This is a genomic window from uncultured Bifidobacterium sp. (genome assembly GCF_959020145.1).
GTDB lineage: Bacteria > Actinomycetota > Actinomycetes > Actinomycetales > Bifidobacteriaceae > Bifidobacterium.
Genome location: NZ_CAUEQY010000004.1, coordinates 54,893 through 70,715, shown reverse-complemented (window position 1 = coordinate 70,715; position 15,823 = coordinate 54,893). Strand labels below are relative to the sequence as shown.

Annotated in this window: 14 protein-coding genes; 12 read left to right on the top strand and 2 right to left on the bottom strand. The window is 60.2% G+C overall.

What is annotated here, in order from left to right; translation table 11 throughout:
• Positions 1-26 precede the first annotated feature (26 nt).
• The 8 genes from dnaE to glnA all read left to right on the top strand — a co-directional run bounded on the left by dnaE (position 27) and on the right by glnA (position 10,858).
• Positions 27-3,617, top strand: a complete 3,591-nt coding sequence (gene dnaE, locus Q5H33_RS02650) for a DNA polymerase III subunit alpha (RefSeq protein ID WP_003810836.1) — start codon at positions 27-29, stop codon at positions 3,615-3,617.
• 210 nt (positions 3,618-3,827) lie between these two features.
• Positions 3,828-5,210, top strand: a complete 1,383-nt coding sequence (gene hisD, locus Q5H33_RS02645) for a histidinol dehydrogenase (protein WP_302422927.1) — start codon at positions 3,828-3,830, stop codon at positions 5,208-5,210.
• Entirely contained in the window at positions 5,207-6,382 is a 1,176-nt protein-coding gene (locus Q5H33_RS02640) for a histidinol-phosphate transaminase (protein ID WP_033499742.1), read from the top strand. Before hisD ends, Q5H33_RS02640 begins: the two co-directional genes overlap by 4 nt.
• Before the next feature lie 170 nt (positions 6,383-6,552).
• Positions 6,553-7,152 carry an imidazoleglycerol-phosphate dehydratase HisB gene (gene hisB / locus Q5H33_RS02635; RefSeq protein ID WP_021913401.1) on the top strand — a complete coding sequence of 200 codons (600 nt, stop codon included), beginning with the start codon at positions 6,553-6,555 and terminating at the stop codon, positions 7,150-7,152.
• A complete protein-coding gene (locus Q5H33_RS02630; RefSeq protein WP_042990528.1) occupies positions 7,152-7,922 on the top strand; it encodes a hypothetical protein in 771 nt (256 codons plus the stop codon). The genes hisB and Q5H33_RS02630 overlap by 1 nt, the downstream gene beginning before the upstream one ends.
• Before the next feature lie 51 nt (positions 7,923-7,973).
• The gene (gene hisH / locus Q5H33_RS02625) at positions 7,974-8,621 is read left to right on the top strand and encodes an imidazole glycerol phosphate synthase subunit HisH (RefSeq protein ID WP_085407788.1); all 648 of its coding nucleotides are present in this window, start codon (positions 7,974-7,976) and stop codon (positions 8,619-8,621) included.
• 111 nt (positions 8,622-8,732) lie between these two features.
• Positions 8,733-9,458, top strand: a complete 726-nt coding sequence (gene priA / locus Q5H33_RS02620; protein ID WP_046999320.1) for a bifunctional 1-(5-phosphoribosyl)-5-((5-phosphoribosylamino)methylideneamino)imidazole-4-carboxamide isomerase/phosphoribosylanthranilate isomerase PriA — start codon at positions 8,733-8,735, stop codon at positions 9,456-9,458.
• Positions 9,459-9,520: 62 nt separating this feature from the next.
• Positions 9,521-10,858, top strand: coding sequence for a type I glutamate--ammonia ligase (gene glnA / locus Q5H33_RS02615; protein ID WP_033499741.1), 1,338 nt, complete (start codon positions 9,521-9,523; stop codon positions 10,856-10,858).
• A gap of 171 nt (positions 10,859-11,029) precedes the next feature.
• On the opposite strand, the gene Q5H33_RS02610 is transcribed toward glnA, so the two are convergent.
• Positions 11,030-11,956: a hypothetical protein gene (locus Q5H33_RS02610; RefSeq protein WP_003810821.1), complete on the bottom strand. Its 927-nt coding sequence runs from the start codon at positions 11,954-11,956 to the stop codon at positions 11,030-11,032.
• A gap of 91 nt (positions 11,957-12,047) precedes the next feature.
• On the opposite strand from Q5H33_RS02610, the gene Q5H33_RS02605 reads away from it, so the two are divergent.
• Complete coding sequence (locus tag Q5H33_RS02605) at positions 12,048-13,253, top strand: MFS transporter (protein WP_003810819.1); 1,206 nt, start codon at positions 12,048-12,050, stop codon at positions 13,251-13,253.
• Positions 13,254-13,268: 15 nt separating this feature from the next.
• Here the strand turns inward: Q5H33_RS02605 and Q5H33_RS02600 are convergent, their stop codons facing one another.
• Entirely contained in the window at positions 13,269-13,988 is a 720-nt protein-coding gene (locus Q5H33_RS02600; RefSeq protein WP_152659291.1) for a hypothetical protein, read from the bottom strand.
• Positions 13,989-14,542: 554 nt separating this feature from the next.
• Here Q5H33_RS02600 and Q5H33_RS02595 point away from each other — a divergent pair.
• Genes Q5H33_RS02595 through Q5H33_RS02585 form a run of 3 tightly spaced genes read left to right on the top strand, consistent with a single transcriptional unit; the run spans position 14,543 to position 15,688 of the window.
• On the top strand, positions 14,543-15,199 hold the full coding sequence (locus tag Q5H33_RS02595; RefSeq protein ID WP_042990837.1) for a response regulator transcription factor: 657 nt from the start codon (positions 14,543-14,545) through the stop codon (positions 15,197-15,199).
• 1 nt (position 15,200) lies between these two features.
• Positions 15,201-15,425 carry a hypothetical protein gene (locus Q5H33_RS02590; RefSeq protein WP_035010619.1) on the top strand — a complete coding sequence of 75 codons (225 nt, stop codon included), beginning with the start codon at positions 15,201-15,203 and terminating at the stop codon, positions 15,423-15,425.
• Between the two features lie 8 nt (positions 15,426-15,433).
• Complete coding sequence (locus Q5H33_RS02585; RefSeq protein WP_158001464.1) at positions 15,434-15,688, top strand: hypothetical protein; 255 nt, start codon at positions 15,434-15,436, stop codon at positions 15,686-15,688.
• The last annotated feature ends 135 nt before the right edge of the window (positions 15,689-15,823 follow it).

Genomic DNA, 15,823 nt, shown 5'->3' with positions numbered 1-15,823 from the left:
CATGAAGCCCAGCTAAATTGGAACGCATGGCTACTTCCGCAAATTTCGTGCAACTGCATAATCACACGCATTATTCGCTGCTCGACGGCGCATCGAAAATACCGGATCTGGTCAAGCGCGCCAAGGAACTGGGCATGCCGGCCGTCGGCATCACCGACCACGGCAACATGCATGGCGCGTATGAGATGTGGAGCGCCGCGGTCAACGCCGGCATCAAGCCGATCATCGGCATCGAAGCCTATGTGACGCCGGAAACCGCACGTCAGGACCCCACCCGTGTGAGCTGGGACACCAACTGGAATCCGGATCTGGATCCGCTGCATCGCCGCCGTAACCCGGATGATGTGTCCGGCGGCGGTGTCATCACCCACCTGACCATGTGGGCAGAAAACGACGAAGGCCTCGTCAACCTCATGAAAGCCTCCACCGACGCGAACCTTGAAGGCCGAGTCATGCGCTATCCGCGTATGGATAAGGAAATCCTCGCCAAATATTCGAAAGGCATCATCGCCTCGTCCGGCTGCCCGTCGGGCATCATCCAGACTCGTCTGCGCCTGGGCCAGTTCGATGACGCGTTGCGTGCCGCCGGCGAATTCCAAGACATTTTCGGCCGCGATAATTTCTACATCGAATTCATGGACCACGGCCTGAAAATCGAAAAGCAAGTGACCGACGGGCTGCTCGACATCGCAAAAAAGCTCAACGCGCCGCTGCTGGCCACCAACGATTCCCATTACACGCGTGCCGAAGACGCCGGCGCGCAGGACGCCATGCTGTGCATCAACTCCGGCTCCACGCTGGACGAGCCGGGCCGATTCAAATTCGACGGCACCGGCTACTACATCAAATCCGCCGAGGAAATGCGCGAACTGTTCAAAGACCTTCCCGAAGCGTGCGACAACACGTTGGAGATCGCCGAACGCTGCAACGTCATGTTCGACGATCATGAAGACGGCGCGTTCATGCCGCAATTCGACTGTCCGGAAGGCTGGGACGAGACGTCGCTGTTCCTGAAGAAGGTCGAGGAAGGCCTGGAACGCCGGTACAACGGCAAGCCGTCGCTCGAAGTGCTGCGGCAGGCCGACTACGAATGCGGCGTGATCTGCCAGATGCAGTTCTGCGGCTACTTCCTCGTCGTGGCCGACTACATCAACTGGGCGAAGGCCCACGGCGTGATGGTGGGGCCGGGCCGTGGCTCCGCCGCAGGCGCCATGGTCGCGTATGCGATGGGCATCACCGAACTTGATCCGCTTGAACACGGTCTGATCTTCGAACGATTCCTCAATCCGGAACGTGTCTCACTGCCTGATATCGACGTCGACTTCGACCCGGACGGTCGTGGACGCGTGCTCGACTACGTGGGTGAGAAATACGGACGTGACAAAGTGGCGCAGTGCGTGATCTACGGCACCATCAAAACCAAGCAGGCGCTGAAGGACTCCGCCCGCATCATGGGATACGACTTCTCCGTCGGAGACAAGATCACCAAAGCCCTGCCTCCCGCACAGACCGGCGGCAAGGACATTCCGCTGCACGACATCTTCGACCCAAGCGCGAAACGATACGCGGAAGCACGCGAATTCCGCGAACTGTACGATTCCGACCCGGACGCGAAACGCATCACGGACGAGGCGATGGGCATCGAAGGTCTGATTCGTCAGACCGGTGTGCACGCCTGCGCCACCATCATGGGCAGCGAGCCGATCACCAACACGTCGCCGCTGCTGGAACGTACCGACGGCACCGTCACCACCACGCTCGAATACCATACGTGCGAAACGCTCGGTCTGGTCAAGATGGACTTCCTCGGACTTTCCAACTTGACGGTGATCCGAGACACCCTGAACAATATCGAGGCGAACGGCAAGGAACGCATCGACCATACGAAGATTCCGCTGGACGACCGCCCCACCTACGACCTGCTGTCCCGTGGCGACACGCTCGGCGTGTTCCAGCTCGATTCCGACGGCATGCGCTCGCTGCTGAAAACGTTGAAGCCGAACAACTTCAACGATATTTCCGCACTGATCGCGCTGTACCGTCCAGGTCCGATGGATATGGATTCGCACACCAACTATGCGAAGCGCAAGAACGGTCTGCAGAAGATCACGCCAATCCACCCCGAAGTGGCCGAACCGCTTAAGGAAGTGCTCGACGAGACCTACGGTCTGATCGTCTACCAGGAGCAGGTGCAGTCCGCGGCGCGAATCCTCGCCGGCTATTCGCTGGGCAAGGCAGACGTGCTGCGTCGAGCGATGGGCAAGAAGAAGCCGGAAGTGCTGGCCAAGGAGAAGATTCCGTTCTTCGCCGGCATGAAGGAGCATGGATATTCCGAAGAGGCCGCGCAGGCCGTGTGGGACATCCTCGTACCGTTCTCCGGCTACGCGTTCAACAAGGCGCATTCGGCCGCATACGGTTTGATCTCCTACTGGACCGCGTATCTGAAAACGCATTATCCGGTGGAGTTCATGGCCGCCCTGCTGCAAGGCGCCAGCACGAACAAAGACAAGACCGCGCTGTACTTGGGCGAGGCGCGACGCATGGGCATCCAGGTGCTTTCTCCGGACGTGAACGAGTCGGTGTACGAGTATTCGGCAGTCGGCGACGTCGTGCGATTCGGCCTCGGCGCCATCCGCAACGTCGGCAAGAACGCGGTCGATGCGATCATCGCGGAACGTGAGAACGGCCACGGCAAGTACGTGAACTTCACCGATTTCATCAAACGCGTGCCGTTGGAGGCGCTGAACAGGCGATTGGTGGAATCGCTGATCAAGGCCGGCGCGTTCGACTCGATCGACCCGAACCGTCGTGCGCTGTTCACCATCCACGAAACGGCCATCAATTCGGTCGTCGGCCTGAAACGCAAGCAGGCGGAAGGCCAGTTCGACCTGTTCGCCGACCTGGACGATTCCAAAGAGAACGATTCCGCCATGGGAGACGCCATGGTGCAGGTGCCCGACGTGGAGGAGTGGGACAAGAAAACCAAGCTCAACTTCGAACGTGAGATGCTTGGCCTGTACGTGTCCGACCATCCGTTGAGCGGCATGCAGTCGATTCTGGTGTCGTTGCGCGAAATGTCGATAGCGCACCTGATCGACCGCGCGGGAAGCATGCCGGACGGCCAGCAGGTGACGATCGCGGGCCTGATCACGAACGTGGACCGCCGCGTGTCGAAAAAGGGCAATCCGTGGGCCATCGTAACCGTCGAGGATCTGGAAAGTTCCATCCAATGCATGTTCTTCGGCAAGGTGTACGAGGCCGCCGCGCCCGAGCTCGCCGTCGACACCGTGGTACAGATCCGCGGCCAGGTGGAGAAGCGCGATGAGACAGTGAGCATGCGCGCCACCGAATTCACCGTGCCGACGTTGGAGGCGCAGGATGAACGTCCGCTGACGATTGTGCTGCCGCCGATCGCGCTCGACCAGTCGCATGTGCGGCGGCTCGGGCAGATTCTGACCAGCCATCCCGGCCCGTGCGAGGTGAAACTGGCGTTGATGGACGACAAAGGCAACGCCAAGGTGCTGACGTTCGGAGACCGGTTCCGCGTCAAACGCGACACGTCGCTGTTCGCCGAAATCAAGATTCTCTTCGGACCGAGCTCGCTTCCGTTGGCCTGAGCGGTTTGACTTGAACGGTTTGACCTGAACAGGTTTTTGATTGCCGGCCGATGCTGAATGGCGTCGACCGGCATATATTTTTCGCGGAAATCGGCATGGCATGGAAAACGGCGGATCTGCGTGTCTCACAATGCGGCTGAATGTGAGACGACGGGACGTTCTCGTGACTTGGCGTTGTTACCATGGGGCGTTATGAGCGAAGAAAACTATATGCGAATCATTGACCTGCGCGGCAAGAAGCTGACTCGAGCTGAAATGCTGGAAGCCATGCCCCGCGCCGAGATGGGCACCAACGAGGCCACTGAGCTCGTACAGCCGATTCTCGATGATGTGAAGGCCCGCGGCGCTGCGGCCCTGCGCGACTTCGCGGAGAAGTTCGACCATATCCGTCCCGAGCATCTGCGTGTGCCGGTCGAGGCCATGAAGGCCGCCGTCGACGAGCTCGATCCGGAAGTGCGCGCCGCCATCGAGGAATCCGTGCGCCGCTGCCGCGCCGTATCCGCATCCCAGGTGCCGGCCCCGTTCCACACCGGCCTGGCCGAAGGCGCGCGCGTCGCCGAACGTTGGATTCCGGTGCAGCGCGTCGGCCTGTACGTGCCGGGAGGCAAGGCCGTCTACCCGAGCTCCGTCATCATGAACGTGGTGCCGGCGCAGGCCGCAGGCGTCGAATCGCTGGCCATCGCCACCCCGCCGAGCCGCAGCAACTCCGACGGCCTGCCGGACAAGACCATCCTCGCCACCTGCGCCATCCTCGGCGTGGACGAGGTGTACGCGGTCGGCGGCGCTCAGGCCATCGCCATGTTCGCTTACGGCGCCAAGGGCTCCGAACCGCAGGACGGCGAGATTCTGTGCGATCCGGTGGACAAGATCACCGGCCCGGGCAACATCTTCGTCGCCACCGCCAAGCGCATGGTCTCCGGCATCGTCGGCATCGACGCCGTCGCCGGTCCGACCGAAATCGCCATCATCGCCGACAAGGGTGCCAACCCAAGCTGGCTCGCCGCCGATCTGATCGGCCAGGCTGAACATGACGAGCTCGCCGGTTCCGTGCTTATCACCGACAGCGAAGACATCGCCGACAAGGTGCAGGAGAGCCTCAAGTACCGCGTGCCTCGCACCGAGCACGCCGAGCGCGTCAACACGTCGCTGCGCGGCCGCCAGTCCGGCATCATCCTCACAGACGGCATCGAACAGTCCATCGACGCGGCCAACGCGTACGCGGCCGAACACCTTGAAGTGCAGACCGCTGATCCGGATGCCGTGATCGCCAAGATCCGCAACGCCGGCGCCATCTTCCGTGGCCCGTACTCCCCGGTTCCGCTGGGCGACTACATGTCCGGTTCCAACCACGTGCTGCCGACCTCCGGCACCGCGCGCTTCGCCGCCGGCCTCGGCGTGCACACCTTCATGAAGCCGGTCGAAGTCATCGAATACGACGAGCAGGGACTGAAGACCCTCGCCGCCCGTGTGAACGCCTTCGCCGTCTCCGAAGATCTGCCGGCACACGGCGAATGCGTGCTGAGCCGCTTCATCGACGACCCGTACAACAAGGCGACCATCAAGGAACAGGAAGAGCAGGCCGGCCTCCGATGAGCGAGACTTCCAGCAACGCGATTCCGGCATATCTGCCGCTGCGCAACGACCTGATCGGCGAAGAACCGTACGGCGCGCCGCAGCTCGACGTGCCGGTGTGCCTCAACGTCAACGAGAATCCGTACGCGCCCGAACCGGCCGTGGTGGAAACCATCGCCCAGCGTGTCAAGGAGATCGCCCCGACGCTCAACCGTTATCCGGACCGCGAGCACATCGAACTGCGCAAGGCGTTCTCCACATATCTGGAACGCGAATCGGGCGTGAAGCTCAGCGTCGACCAGTTGTGGGGCGCCAACGGCTCCAACGAGATCATGCTGCAGCTGTTCCAGGCGTTCGGCGGCCCCGGCCGCATCGCGCTCGGCTGCGATCCGACGTACTCCATGTATCCGGAATACGCGCGCGACACGTTCACCACGTGGAAGCTTGCGCATCGTAACGCCGACTTCACGCTTGACGTGGACGCCACCATCAAGGCGATCGAAGAGGTCAAGCCGGCCATGATCGTGCTCACCAGCCCGAACAATCCGACCGGCACCCCGCTCAAGCCGGAAGATCTGAAGCGCGTGCTCGAAGCCGCCCGTACCGCCGAAGTGGCAGGCGCCGCCGAAGGCGTGCATCCGGTGGTCGTGGTGGACGAGGCGTACATCGAATTCCGAGATCCGGGCACGCCCACCGCGCTGGAACTCATCGGCGAATACGAAAACCTCGCCGTCAGCCGCACCATGAGCAAGGCGTTCGCCTTCGCCGGCGCACGCGTCGGCTACCTGGCCGCCAACAAGGGCATCATCGACTGCGTGCGCATCGTGCGCATGCCGTACCACCTGTCCGCCGTCACCCAGGCCGCCGCCCTCGCCGCGTTCGAACACACCGACGAACAGCTGAGCCGCGTGGCGCACCTGCGCGAAACCCGCAACGCCACCTCCGCATGGCTCAAGGAGCAGACCTACAAGGGCCAGCCGCTCGAAGTGGCCGAAACCCAGTCGAACTTCATTCTCTTCGGCGGCCATTTCGACGACCGCGACCGCATCTTCGACGAACTGTTGAAGCGCGGCGTGCTCATCCGCGTCGTCGGTCCGGAAGGCTGGATGCGAGTGTGCATGGGCACCGACGAGGAAATGGCACGGTTCCGTGAGGCGTTGGTCGAAGTGCTGCGCATCGTGGAACAGGGCTGAACAAGCCGGAACGCAAGCTGGGATACTGTCCGGAACGGAAGTTCGTGACAGTATTCGGCAATAAGCTTGAAACAGAACAGAATCGCGGTGGCTGCGGAAGACGCAACCACCGCAATCGCAATATCGTAGCTGTAATATCGCAACTGCAACATCGCAAAAGGAGTCGCAACATGGCACGTACTGCAACCATCGTTCGTGAAACCAGCGAATCCAAGGTGGAGCTGAGTCTCAACCTCGACGGAACCGGCAAAACCGACATCGACACATCCGTGCCGTTCTACAATCACATGATGACGGCGCTCGGCAAGCATTCGCTGATCGACCTGAAAATCAAAGCCACCGGGGACACCGACATCGACGCGCACCACACCGTCGAAGACATCGCCATCGTATTCGGCGAGGCTCTGAAGCAGGCCCTCGGAGACAAGCGTGGCATCCGCCGTTTCGCCGACGCCACCGTGCCGCTCGACGAGGCACTCGCCAAAGCCGTCGTCGACATTTCCGGCCGCCCGTACTGCGTGTGCACCGGAGAGCCGGAAGGCTTCGAATACTGCATGATTGGCGGGCATTTTACCGGTTCGCTCGTTCGCCACGTCATGGAATCCATCGCCATGCATGCCGGCATCTGCCTGCACCTGCACGTGATTTCCGGCCGCGACCCGCACCACATCGCCGAAGCCGAATTCAAGGCTTTGGCCCGCGCATTGCGTTTCGCCATCGAACCCGATCCGCGCGTCGACGGCATTCCCAGCACGAAGGGCGCGCTGTGATGTCCGACGACAAGGACGATTTGAACGGTTTCGACGGCTTGGGGAAGACCAACGACGACGGCATGCATTTCAGCGAAGAGGAGCTGGAAGCGGCCATGGCCGGCTTCGAAAAGGAATTCCAGGACGAGGAAGCTGCCCAACAGAACGATGCTCCCGCGCAGGTGCCATTCGATCAGCCGGATGAGACGGTTAATTCCGATGCGTCTTCCGACGAATCGCAGGACGGCCTGCAATCGAAGGAAGCCGACGCGGTACTGTCCGAAGCCGAGAACTCGCTGTCATTCGACGACGAGTTGCAGGGACTGCTGGGCAACCGTGCGAAAGTCGCGGTGATCATCACCCGACTTGCCTCCGCACGCCTGTTCGCCGCGTTCTGCCAACTGTCCGACATCTCCGCGCAATGCCTCGCCTCACCGCAAGGCGCGGTCGCTGTATTACGCAATCTCGACGGCGATGGCCCGGAAGCGGCCATCAAAGATCTGACCACCGTGGTCTCCGGCATGCCTGCCGTCCTCGCGATCAACCGTGCGGACAAGCTCGAGGCGACGATGTACCTGCAAGGCAAGGTCGGCCAGACGTTCGCGCCACCGGTGCTGTTCACCTCCACCGCGCCGTTCGTCGAAGACCTGCTGCTGGGCATCACCGACGTTCAGGGGGTGCGTGATTCCGGCGTGGAAACCGTCGATTCCGCAAGCCTGACCCGTGATGACGCCATGAAGATCCTCGCCGAGCACACGCGATTCGGTCGTGGTTCGTCAAGCATCGAATAAGTTTTTCCCCGAAGGATGGATTCTTCGGCAAGCAAAAGAAGGAGAGCGCCCATGACTTCCGTGGTGGTGTTCGATTACGGTTTCGGCAACGTGCGTTCCATGGTGCGCGCGTTGGCCAATCTCGACCTCGACGTGACCCTCACGTCCGACCATCGTCAGGCTCTGGAAGCCGACGGACTGGTGGTGCCGGGTGTGGGCGCGTTCGGCGCATGCATGGAAGGACTGAAAAGCGTCGGCGGAGACAGGGTCATCAAAGACCGTCTGCGCGCCGGCCGCCCGGTGCTCGGCGTCTGCGTGGGCGAGCAGATCATGTTCGAACGTGGCATGGAACATGGCGACGGCACGCCCGGTCTCGGTCTGATCAAGGGCGATGTCGAGCTGCTCGACGCCGACGTGGTGCCGCACATGGGTTGGGACACCGTCGAAGCGCCGGAAGGTTCCGTGCTGCTCAAGGGCGTGGAGAACGAACGATTCTATTTCGTGCACTCCTTTGCCGCGATGAGCGCTTTGCCTGCCGACACCTCCGCCGACCAGCTGGACTTCGGCGACGCGGAAGAGCATGTGACGTGGTGCACCTACGGGCGCAGCCGATTCGTGGCCGCCTACGAACGTGGACCGTTGTTCGCCACGCAGTTCCATCCGGAGAAATCCGCCGAAGCCGGCGCGCAGCTGCTGCGTAACTGGGTTGCGACGTTCTGAACGCGGATTCGCGCAAGGCAATCGCAACAATCGCAAAATCGTAAATTCAAATCGGTAATCGCAAGATCCGTTGAACGGCCGAAAACCGTTCAACGCAACGAAAGGTATGACATGTCTTTGACGCTGCTTCCCGCCGTCGACGTCCGTGATGGCAAGGCCGTGCGCCTGCGCCAAGGCGAATCCGGCTCCGAAACCGACTACGGCTCCCCGCTGGAAGCCGCCCGCACGTGGGTGGAATCGGGTGCGGAATGGATCCACCTCGTCGATCTCGACGCCGCATTCGGCACCGGCAACAACCGTGACCAGCTGCGCGCCATCGTCAAGGAACTGGGCGACAAGGTCAACATCGAAATGTCCGGCGGCGTGCGCGACGACGCCTCGCTCGACGCGGCGCTCGAAGCCGGCGCGGTCCGCGTGAACATCGGCACCGCGGCTCTGGAGAACCCCGACTGGACCGCTTCCGTCATCAAGAAGTACGGCGACCGCGTGGCCGTCGGCCTTGACGTGCGCGGCCACACCCTCGCGGCCCGCGGCTGGGTGAAGGAAGGTGGCGACCTGTTCGAGACCATGAAGTTCCTCGACTCCGTCGGCTGCTCCCGTTACGTGGTCACCGACGTGGCACGCGACGGCATGATGAGCGGCCCGAACATCGAGCTGCTGCGCGAAGTGGCGTCCCGCACCGACGCGAAGGTCACCGCATCCGGTGGCATCTCCAAGCTCGACGACCTGCGCAACATCAAGGAGCTCGCCGAACTGGGCGTGGACGCCGCGATTCTCGGCAAATCGCTGTACGCGCGCGCCTTCACGTTGGAGGAAGCCCTCGAAGTCGCACGCTGACATGTCGCGACACGGCATGTGTTAACGACGTTCGTAACATGCGCATGGAACGATTGGACACTATGGATAAACAGCAAGAGTTTGCTTTGCGCACGGTCGAGGAACGCGACGTGCGCTTCATTCGTCTATGGTTCACGGATGTGTTGGGAACACTGAAGTCCGTGGCCATCGCGCCGGCGGAACTGGAAGCCGCATTCGAGGAAGGGCTCGGATTCGACGGTTCCGCCGTGGAAGGCCTTACCCGCGTGTCCGAAGACGACATGATCGTCAAACCCGATCCGTCGACGTTCCAGATTCTTCCCTGGAGAGGTGGTCCTCAGGGCACCGCGCGCATGTTCTGCGACGTGCTCACCCCCGATGGCGAGCCATCGTTGGGTGACCCGCGCCACGTGCTCAAGCAAGCGCTGGCCAAGGCCAAGGAGAAGGGTTTCACCTTCTACGTGCATCCGGAGATTGAATTCTATCTGTTTGAAAAGCAGGATGACTGGGCGCAGACTCCGAAGCCGATCGATGAGGGCGGCTACTTCGACCATGTGCCGCGCAGCCCCGGCATGGACTTCCGCCGCGCCACCGTCAACATGCTCGAGCAGATGGGCATCTCGGTGGAGTACTCGCACCACGAGGCGGGGCCAGGCCAGAACGAGATCGATCTGCGATATGCGGACGCGCTCACCACGGCCGACAACATCATGACCTTCCGCACTGTCGTCAAGGAGATTTCGCTGGAGCGAGGCATCCATGCCAGCTTCATGCCGAAGCCTCTCGCCGACGCTCCGGGCTCTGGCATGCACACGCATTTGAGCCTGTTCGAAGGTGACGCCAACGCGTTCTACGAGGCCGGGCAGGAATTCAACATGTCCGTCACCGCACGTCAGTTTGCCGCCGGCATCCTGTACCACGCGGCCGAGATCTGCGCGGTCACCGACCAGTACGTCAACTCCTACAAGAGGCTGTGGGGCGGTGCCGAGGCGCCGAGCTACATCTGCTGGGGCCATAACAACCGTTCCGCGTTGCTGCGCATCCCGCAGTACAAGCCAGGTAAGGGCAACTCCGCCCGTATGGAATTCCGCGCGTTGGACCCGGTCGCCAATCCGTACCTCGCATACTCCGTGCTGCTGGCCGCCGGACTCGATGGCATCGATAAGCAGATGCAGCTGGGGGAGCCGACCAGTGACGACGTGTGGGAGCTCACCGACGCCGAACGCCAGGCCATGGGCATCCAGCCGCTGCCGGAATCGCTTGACGAGGCTCTGAAGATCATGGAGAAATCCGACTTCGTGGCGGATGTGCTCGGCGAGCATGCGTTCGAATACTTCCTGCGCAACAAGCATCAGGAATGGGATGAGTACCGCAAGCAGGTCACCCCGTTCGAGCTGAAGAAGTATCTGCCGAAGCTGTGATCGCGGACCATCGATAGAAAAAACGTCATACACGAGGCCGCCGTCCGGAACATAAACCGGGCGGCGGCCTTGCTCGTGCGTTTCGCACACGTCTATGGCGGAAAGGCCACGGGGAATCGGTGTCGGACTGGTCGAGGATATGCTCGAACGGCATATCCTCATTGGGATGCATCAGCCTCGCGGGCTGCCGAACATCGAATGGTAGATAATCGCGAAATTGCGGTTGCCGTATGACGAGCAGGAATCGCCTTCACCGGCCCCCGCTTCGAGCGCCGCGGCATTCGGCTGATACGGGGTGTATATGTACAGCAGCGCGGTCGCTCGGTTCTCGATGTACACGTTGCTGCCGCCGCAGCTGGCATTTGGATTGTACTGGATGTAATTGAGCCGTCCGGCATGGTAGCCGTAGCGTCCCTCGTGCCGAAGATAGTACTGGTACCGTTTGGCCGCGCCGTACACCTGTTTGAAGAAGCCGGCATAGGTGGGGTCGCAGTTCGCATCATCCGGGCAGCTCAGGCCCATCGCCGCTTTGAATTGGAAATCGTTTGGATTGGTGGCCGTGAGCAGATGCTGCTCCTTTTGCAACACGGTGAGCAGCACCTTCTGGCTGATGCCGCATGCCTTGCCCGCCTTGTAGACAATCGCCGCCGCGCTTTCGTTCGGGCCACCATCATAAGCCTGGCAATATTCGTCCGCGGACTGCGATTCGGTGCTGAACGTCATGGACTTCAGGCATCGTTCGCCACTGCAGGCCACGCCCTGCTGTTCGATGATGGTGCTGACCTGCTGCTCGCTCAACGCATTGCCGTTGAAGAACGTGCCGTCGGAAATGATGTTGCCGGGATTGAAGTCGTATTGCGACTGCGACTGGCTTTGCGCGGTGAGCGCCTCGTTCACCTGCACGCGCCAGCCGATGAAGCGCACCGCCCCCACGATGATGGCGATCGCCGCGATCGCTGCCACGGTCGCGGTGGCGACCATGCCGATGCGTGCGATGGGATTCGCCTTCCGCCACATGGTGCGGAGATTCTTGAGATTGAGGGGCTTGCGATTGCGGGTTTTCCGTGCTTTGCGCGTGCTGTTCGTCTTGCGTGTCATCGTGCGTCATATTGTATCGCGCATGGCATAATGTTGCCTCGGATTGGTTACGTCAATCGATTGATGTCCCGGTGTGGAAGGGAGATGCGGCATGGCAAAGGAACGGTTCTTCAATCTTCCGGTGCTTATCCTGATCGCCTCGAGTTTCATGCTTGGCATGAGTGAATTCATCGTGGTGGGCATCCTGCCCGACATCGCAGCCGATCTGAAGATATCGGAGGTGACGGTCGGCAATCTGGTGTCCCTGTTCGCCTTCGTGTATGCGCCCGTCACCCCGCTCGGATCCGCGCTGTCGGCACGGTTCCCGCGATTCGCTACGCATCTGACGCTGATCGGCATATTCCTCGCAGGCAACATCCTATGCGCGTTCGCGCCCAACTACGCGGTTCTGGTGGTGGCGCGCATCATGATCGCCTTGGTATCCGGAACGTTGGTGGCTGTGGCTATGACGTACGCGCCCGATGTGACAACGGACAGATTCCGTACGAAATTCATCGCATGGGTGTTCTCCGGCTTCTCCATCGCATCCGTGGTGGGCGTGCCGGTCGGCACATGGGTGGCCAACACGTTCGGTTGGCGTTGGGCGTTCCATATGATCAATGTGCTCACCATCGTTCTCATCATCGGCATGGTCATGGTGCTGCCGCGCAACAGCCACATCGTGAAGATCGGATTCCTGCCGCAGTTCCGCCTGTTCTTCGACCGCCGCATCCAGTTGGGCGTGCTCGACGTGGTGTGCGGCGCGGCCGCCAGCTACGTGTTCTACACATACCTGACTCCGATCATGCGCGATGAAGTGCATGTGCCTGAACAGTACTTGAGTGTCGGACTGGTGATCTTCGGCGCGGCCTGCCTGTGGAGCAACCTGTATGGCGGCAAGCTCGCGGACCGGGGCAGGGGAGTGGAGCCGCTGACGCACATCCGTCCCATCTACTGCGCCCATGCGGTGCTCATGGCGTCGCTTGTCGTGGCGCATTGGGTACCGGTATACGGCGCGCTGCTGCTGGTGGTGCTCGGCATGTTCATGTACCTGCAAAATTCCGCGTCCCAAGTGCTGTATATGGACGTCGCCTCGCAGTCGCATCCCGGATCGTTGAACCTGGCCGCGTCGCTCAACTCCATGTCGTTCAACATCGGCATCGCGATCGGTTCCGCGGTCGGAGGTCTAATCAACGGCCATTTCGGACTGATGTGGCTCGGCCCCGTCGGCGCGCTGTTCCTGGTATGCGCCATCGCCATCACCACGTTCCTGCGCCCGTTCGTCGCGCAGGAACGAGACTTCTATGCTGATATATGACGGGGAACACGGTGGTCAGCCGAGCGGCTTCCACTGATCGGTGTCATTGACGTCCCCGAACGACGCGCCGTTCGCCACCCAGCAGCTCTGCATTTCGGCATTCGAGAAATCCACAGTGGTGGGCTGGTTTTTGGCGTGCGCGTCCAAATCCTTCTTGTACGCTTCCTTGTCGTAGTTTTTCGGCACGATACCGGCCTTATGCAGGCAATCGACCATGGCCTGGTCGCCATCGGAAAGCATGCCGGGATTGCCGATCTGCATCTGGTACACGCCGGTCACCGCAATGACTTCAGTGTTATAGCATTTGTTCTCATCCTCGTTGAACTTCCTGCGCTGCTGGTCGCTCATGCCTGTCGTGTCGCGCATGGCGATCATGTACAGGCCATTGGAGAACTGCTTGAGCACAGGTGTCGTATACCCATAGCCGGTCACGCACTGCTTGTAATTCGACCAGGCGAGTTCGTAATCCGGTTTCGACACGCTTCCCGACTTCCTGGAACGTTTCAGAATCGTTTTCTGTGCGTCACTCATGGGATATTTGGTATCGGGTTTGGCGTCCAAATCAAGAAGGAAATCGATGTAATCCGGTATCGAATTCGCGATTTTGGCTTTGGATGTGTCGCTGCCGACACTTCCGGTCGGCTGTTTCGTATCCTGCTGGTCGACAGCCACCCCACAGCCCGCGCAGCCGATAAGAGTTATGCCTACCAAGCATGTGGTGATGTTTCTCAACACATGGACTATTCCATTCCGCATGGTGATCGAGCTTCCTAATACTGATAATATTCAACATAATCATTTTGAGTCAATGAAGAGCCTCCGCTGACTGAGGCGGAGCAATGTTGCTTAGCGAGCGCTCTGCTTGTCTGCGAATGTTGCGTCCTATCTTGCTGTGCGTAGCAATATTGGTTATGGTAATCGGTTTGAGTCCTTACATATGAACTTGTCGGTTGCACACTCCATTCAACATGATAAGGGCCTTCGCTATATGAGCCACTGGTGACAGGGTACCGACATGCAGCACTCGCCACGGCAGTGGCGCCGAAGCATATTCCGACAGCTGCTATTGATGCGGCAATTGTTTTCGCTAATTTATTGTGTTTCATCCAGGACATCATCGTCCACCTTTCATCATCATATCGAACTGCCTTGGCCCGGTGATTCATATGATATGAGTTGTTTTACGGGGTTATTGCGAACGATCTACTCAATATGAGTAAGGGGTGGTGATGAAATGATGTATTGTATTGCGGCAGGGGGATGTTTCCCGGGGGAAGGAGCGTTGTACCATGACGGGGAAAACGGTTGGTGGTCCGAAGATATTGCTTGTTGACGATGACAAAATCGTCATCGAAGCGCTGGCCGACCTATTCAAGCGGATTCTTCCGGCGGTGGGTATCGTCGATTCGGCTACCAGCGGAGTTGAGGCTTTGGAATTGTTTGCATCAAATGCCGACCAATATGCTCTTGTGCTGCTTGATATGTCGTTGGAAGGTATGCAAGGCCCGGAAGTCTGCCGTCGCATGCGGCTGACAGACTGTTCCACGCCGATTCTCGGCATGACCAGCTTCAGTCTGAACCGGTATCGCGTGCCGCTGGCGGCGGCTGGCGCGCAAGGGCTTGTCGGTAAAGGTGACGAGACACAGCTCGAACAAGCCGTCTCCCGTGTCCTTTCAGGATGTTTCCTGCCCGGTTTTGAAACTCCGATGGCGGCTTACGCGAGGCTGAAATGCGATGCTCGAGCGGAGTCCACGCTCACCAACACGCAAGAAACCATCATGAACCTGTGCGCGAACGAATATCTGACGGATGGAGAGATAGCCGAACGACTCGGCATATCCATCGCCACTGTGCGCAAGCACATGCAGAACATCGTCAAACGACTGAACTGCCGTACGCAACGGCAAGCCATCATCACATGGTTGAAACATGGGAACGAGCGCTGACATGACCGGAAAGAACAAAGAGCTCCGGTGGCCGGATATGCCGCGAATCAAACATCCGTTCCGTCTTGCGGCCATCATGACGTGCGAACTTCTGATGGTCTATGAGGCGGTGTGTTACCCCGGTTCGCCAATGGCATTGATGTTTACCGTCATGCAGATTATGCTGACCGGTCTCGCCTATTTCTGGTCCCGTGCGCGCGTCCGTATGCCTATCATAAGGATGTGATCGGCCGGTTGATTGGCGAGGTGTACGCGAACGTTTCGCGTCATGCGCCTTCCGGAGGCAAGTACGAGGTGTCGGTTCTGGTAAAGGCGCATTCCTTGGAAATCACCGAAGTGAATGATATGGGTGCCCGGCATTCCGGCAGCCTGCCCGGTGGCCATGGTCTCAGACAGTTCGCGGCTGAAATCGAGCATATCGGAGGAAGTCTTTCCACCGATTGCGAGAACGGCATATGGATGTTCCACGCGCGCATTCCGTTTGACTGATGGCTTTCCGGCGCGGAGAACGGGGTAAATGCAACGAGCCGGTGGATGATGCTGGGGAACACCTGGTTCCACATACCCATATTGGGTATGCCGCGCGTGACGGCAGGTCTTGGGGGTATAGAATAGGGGTAAAGC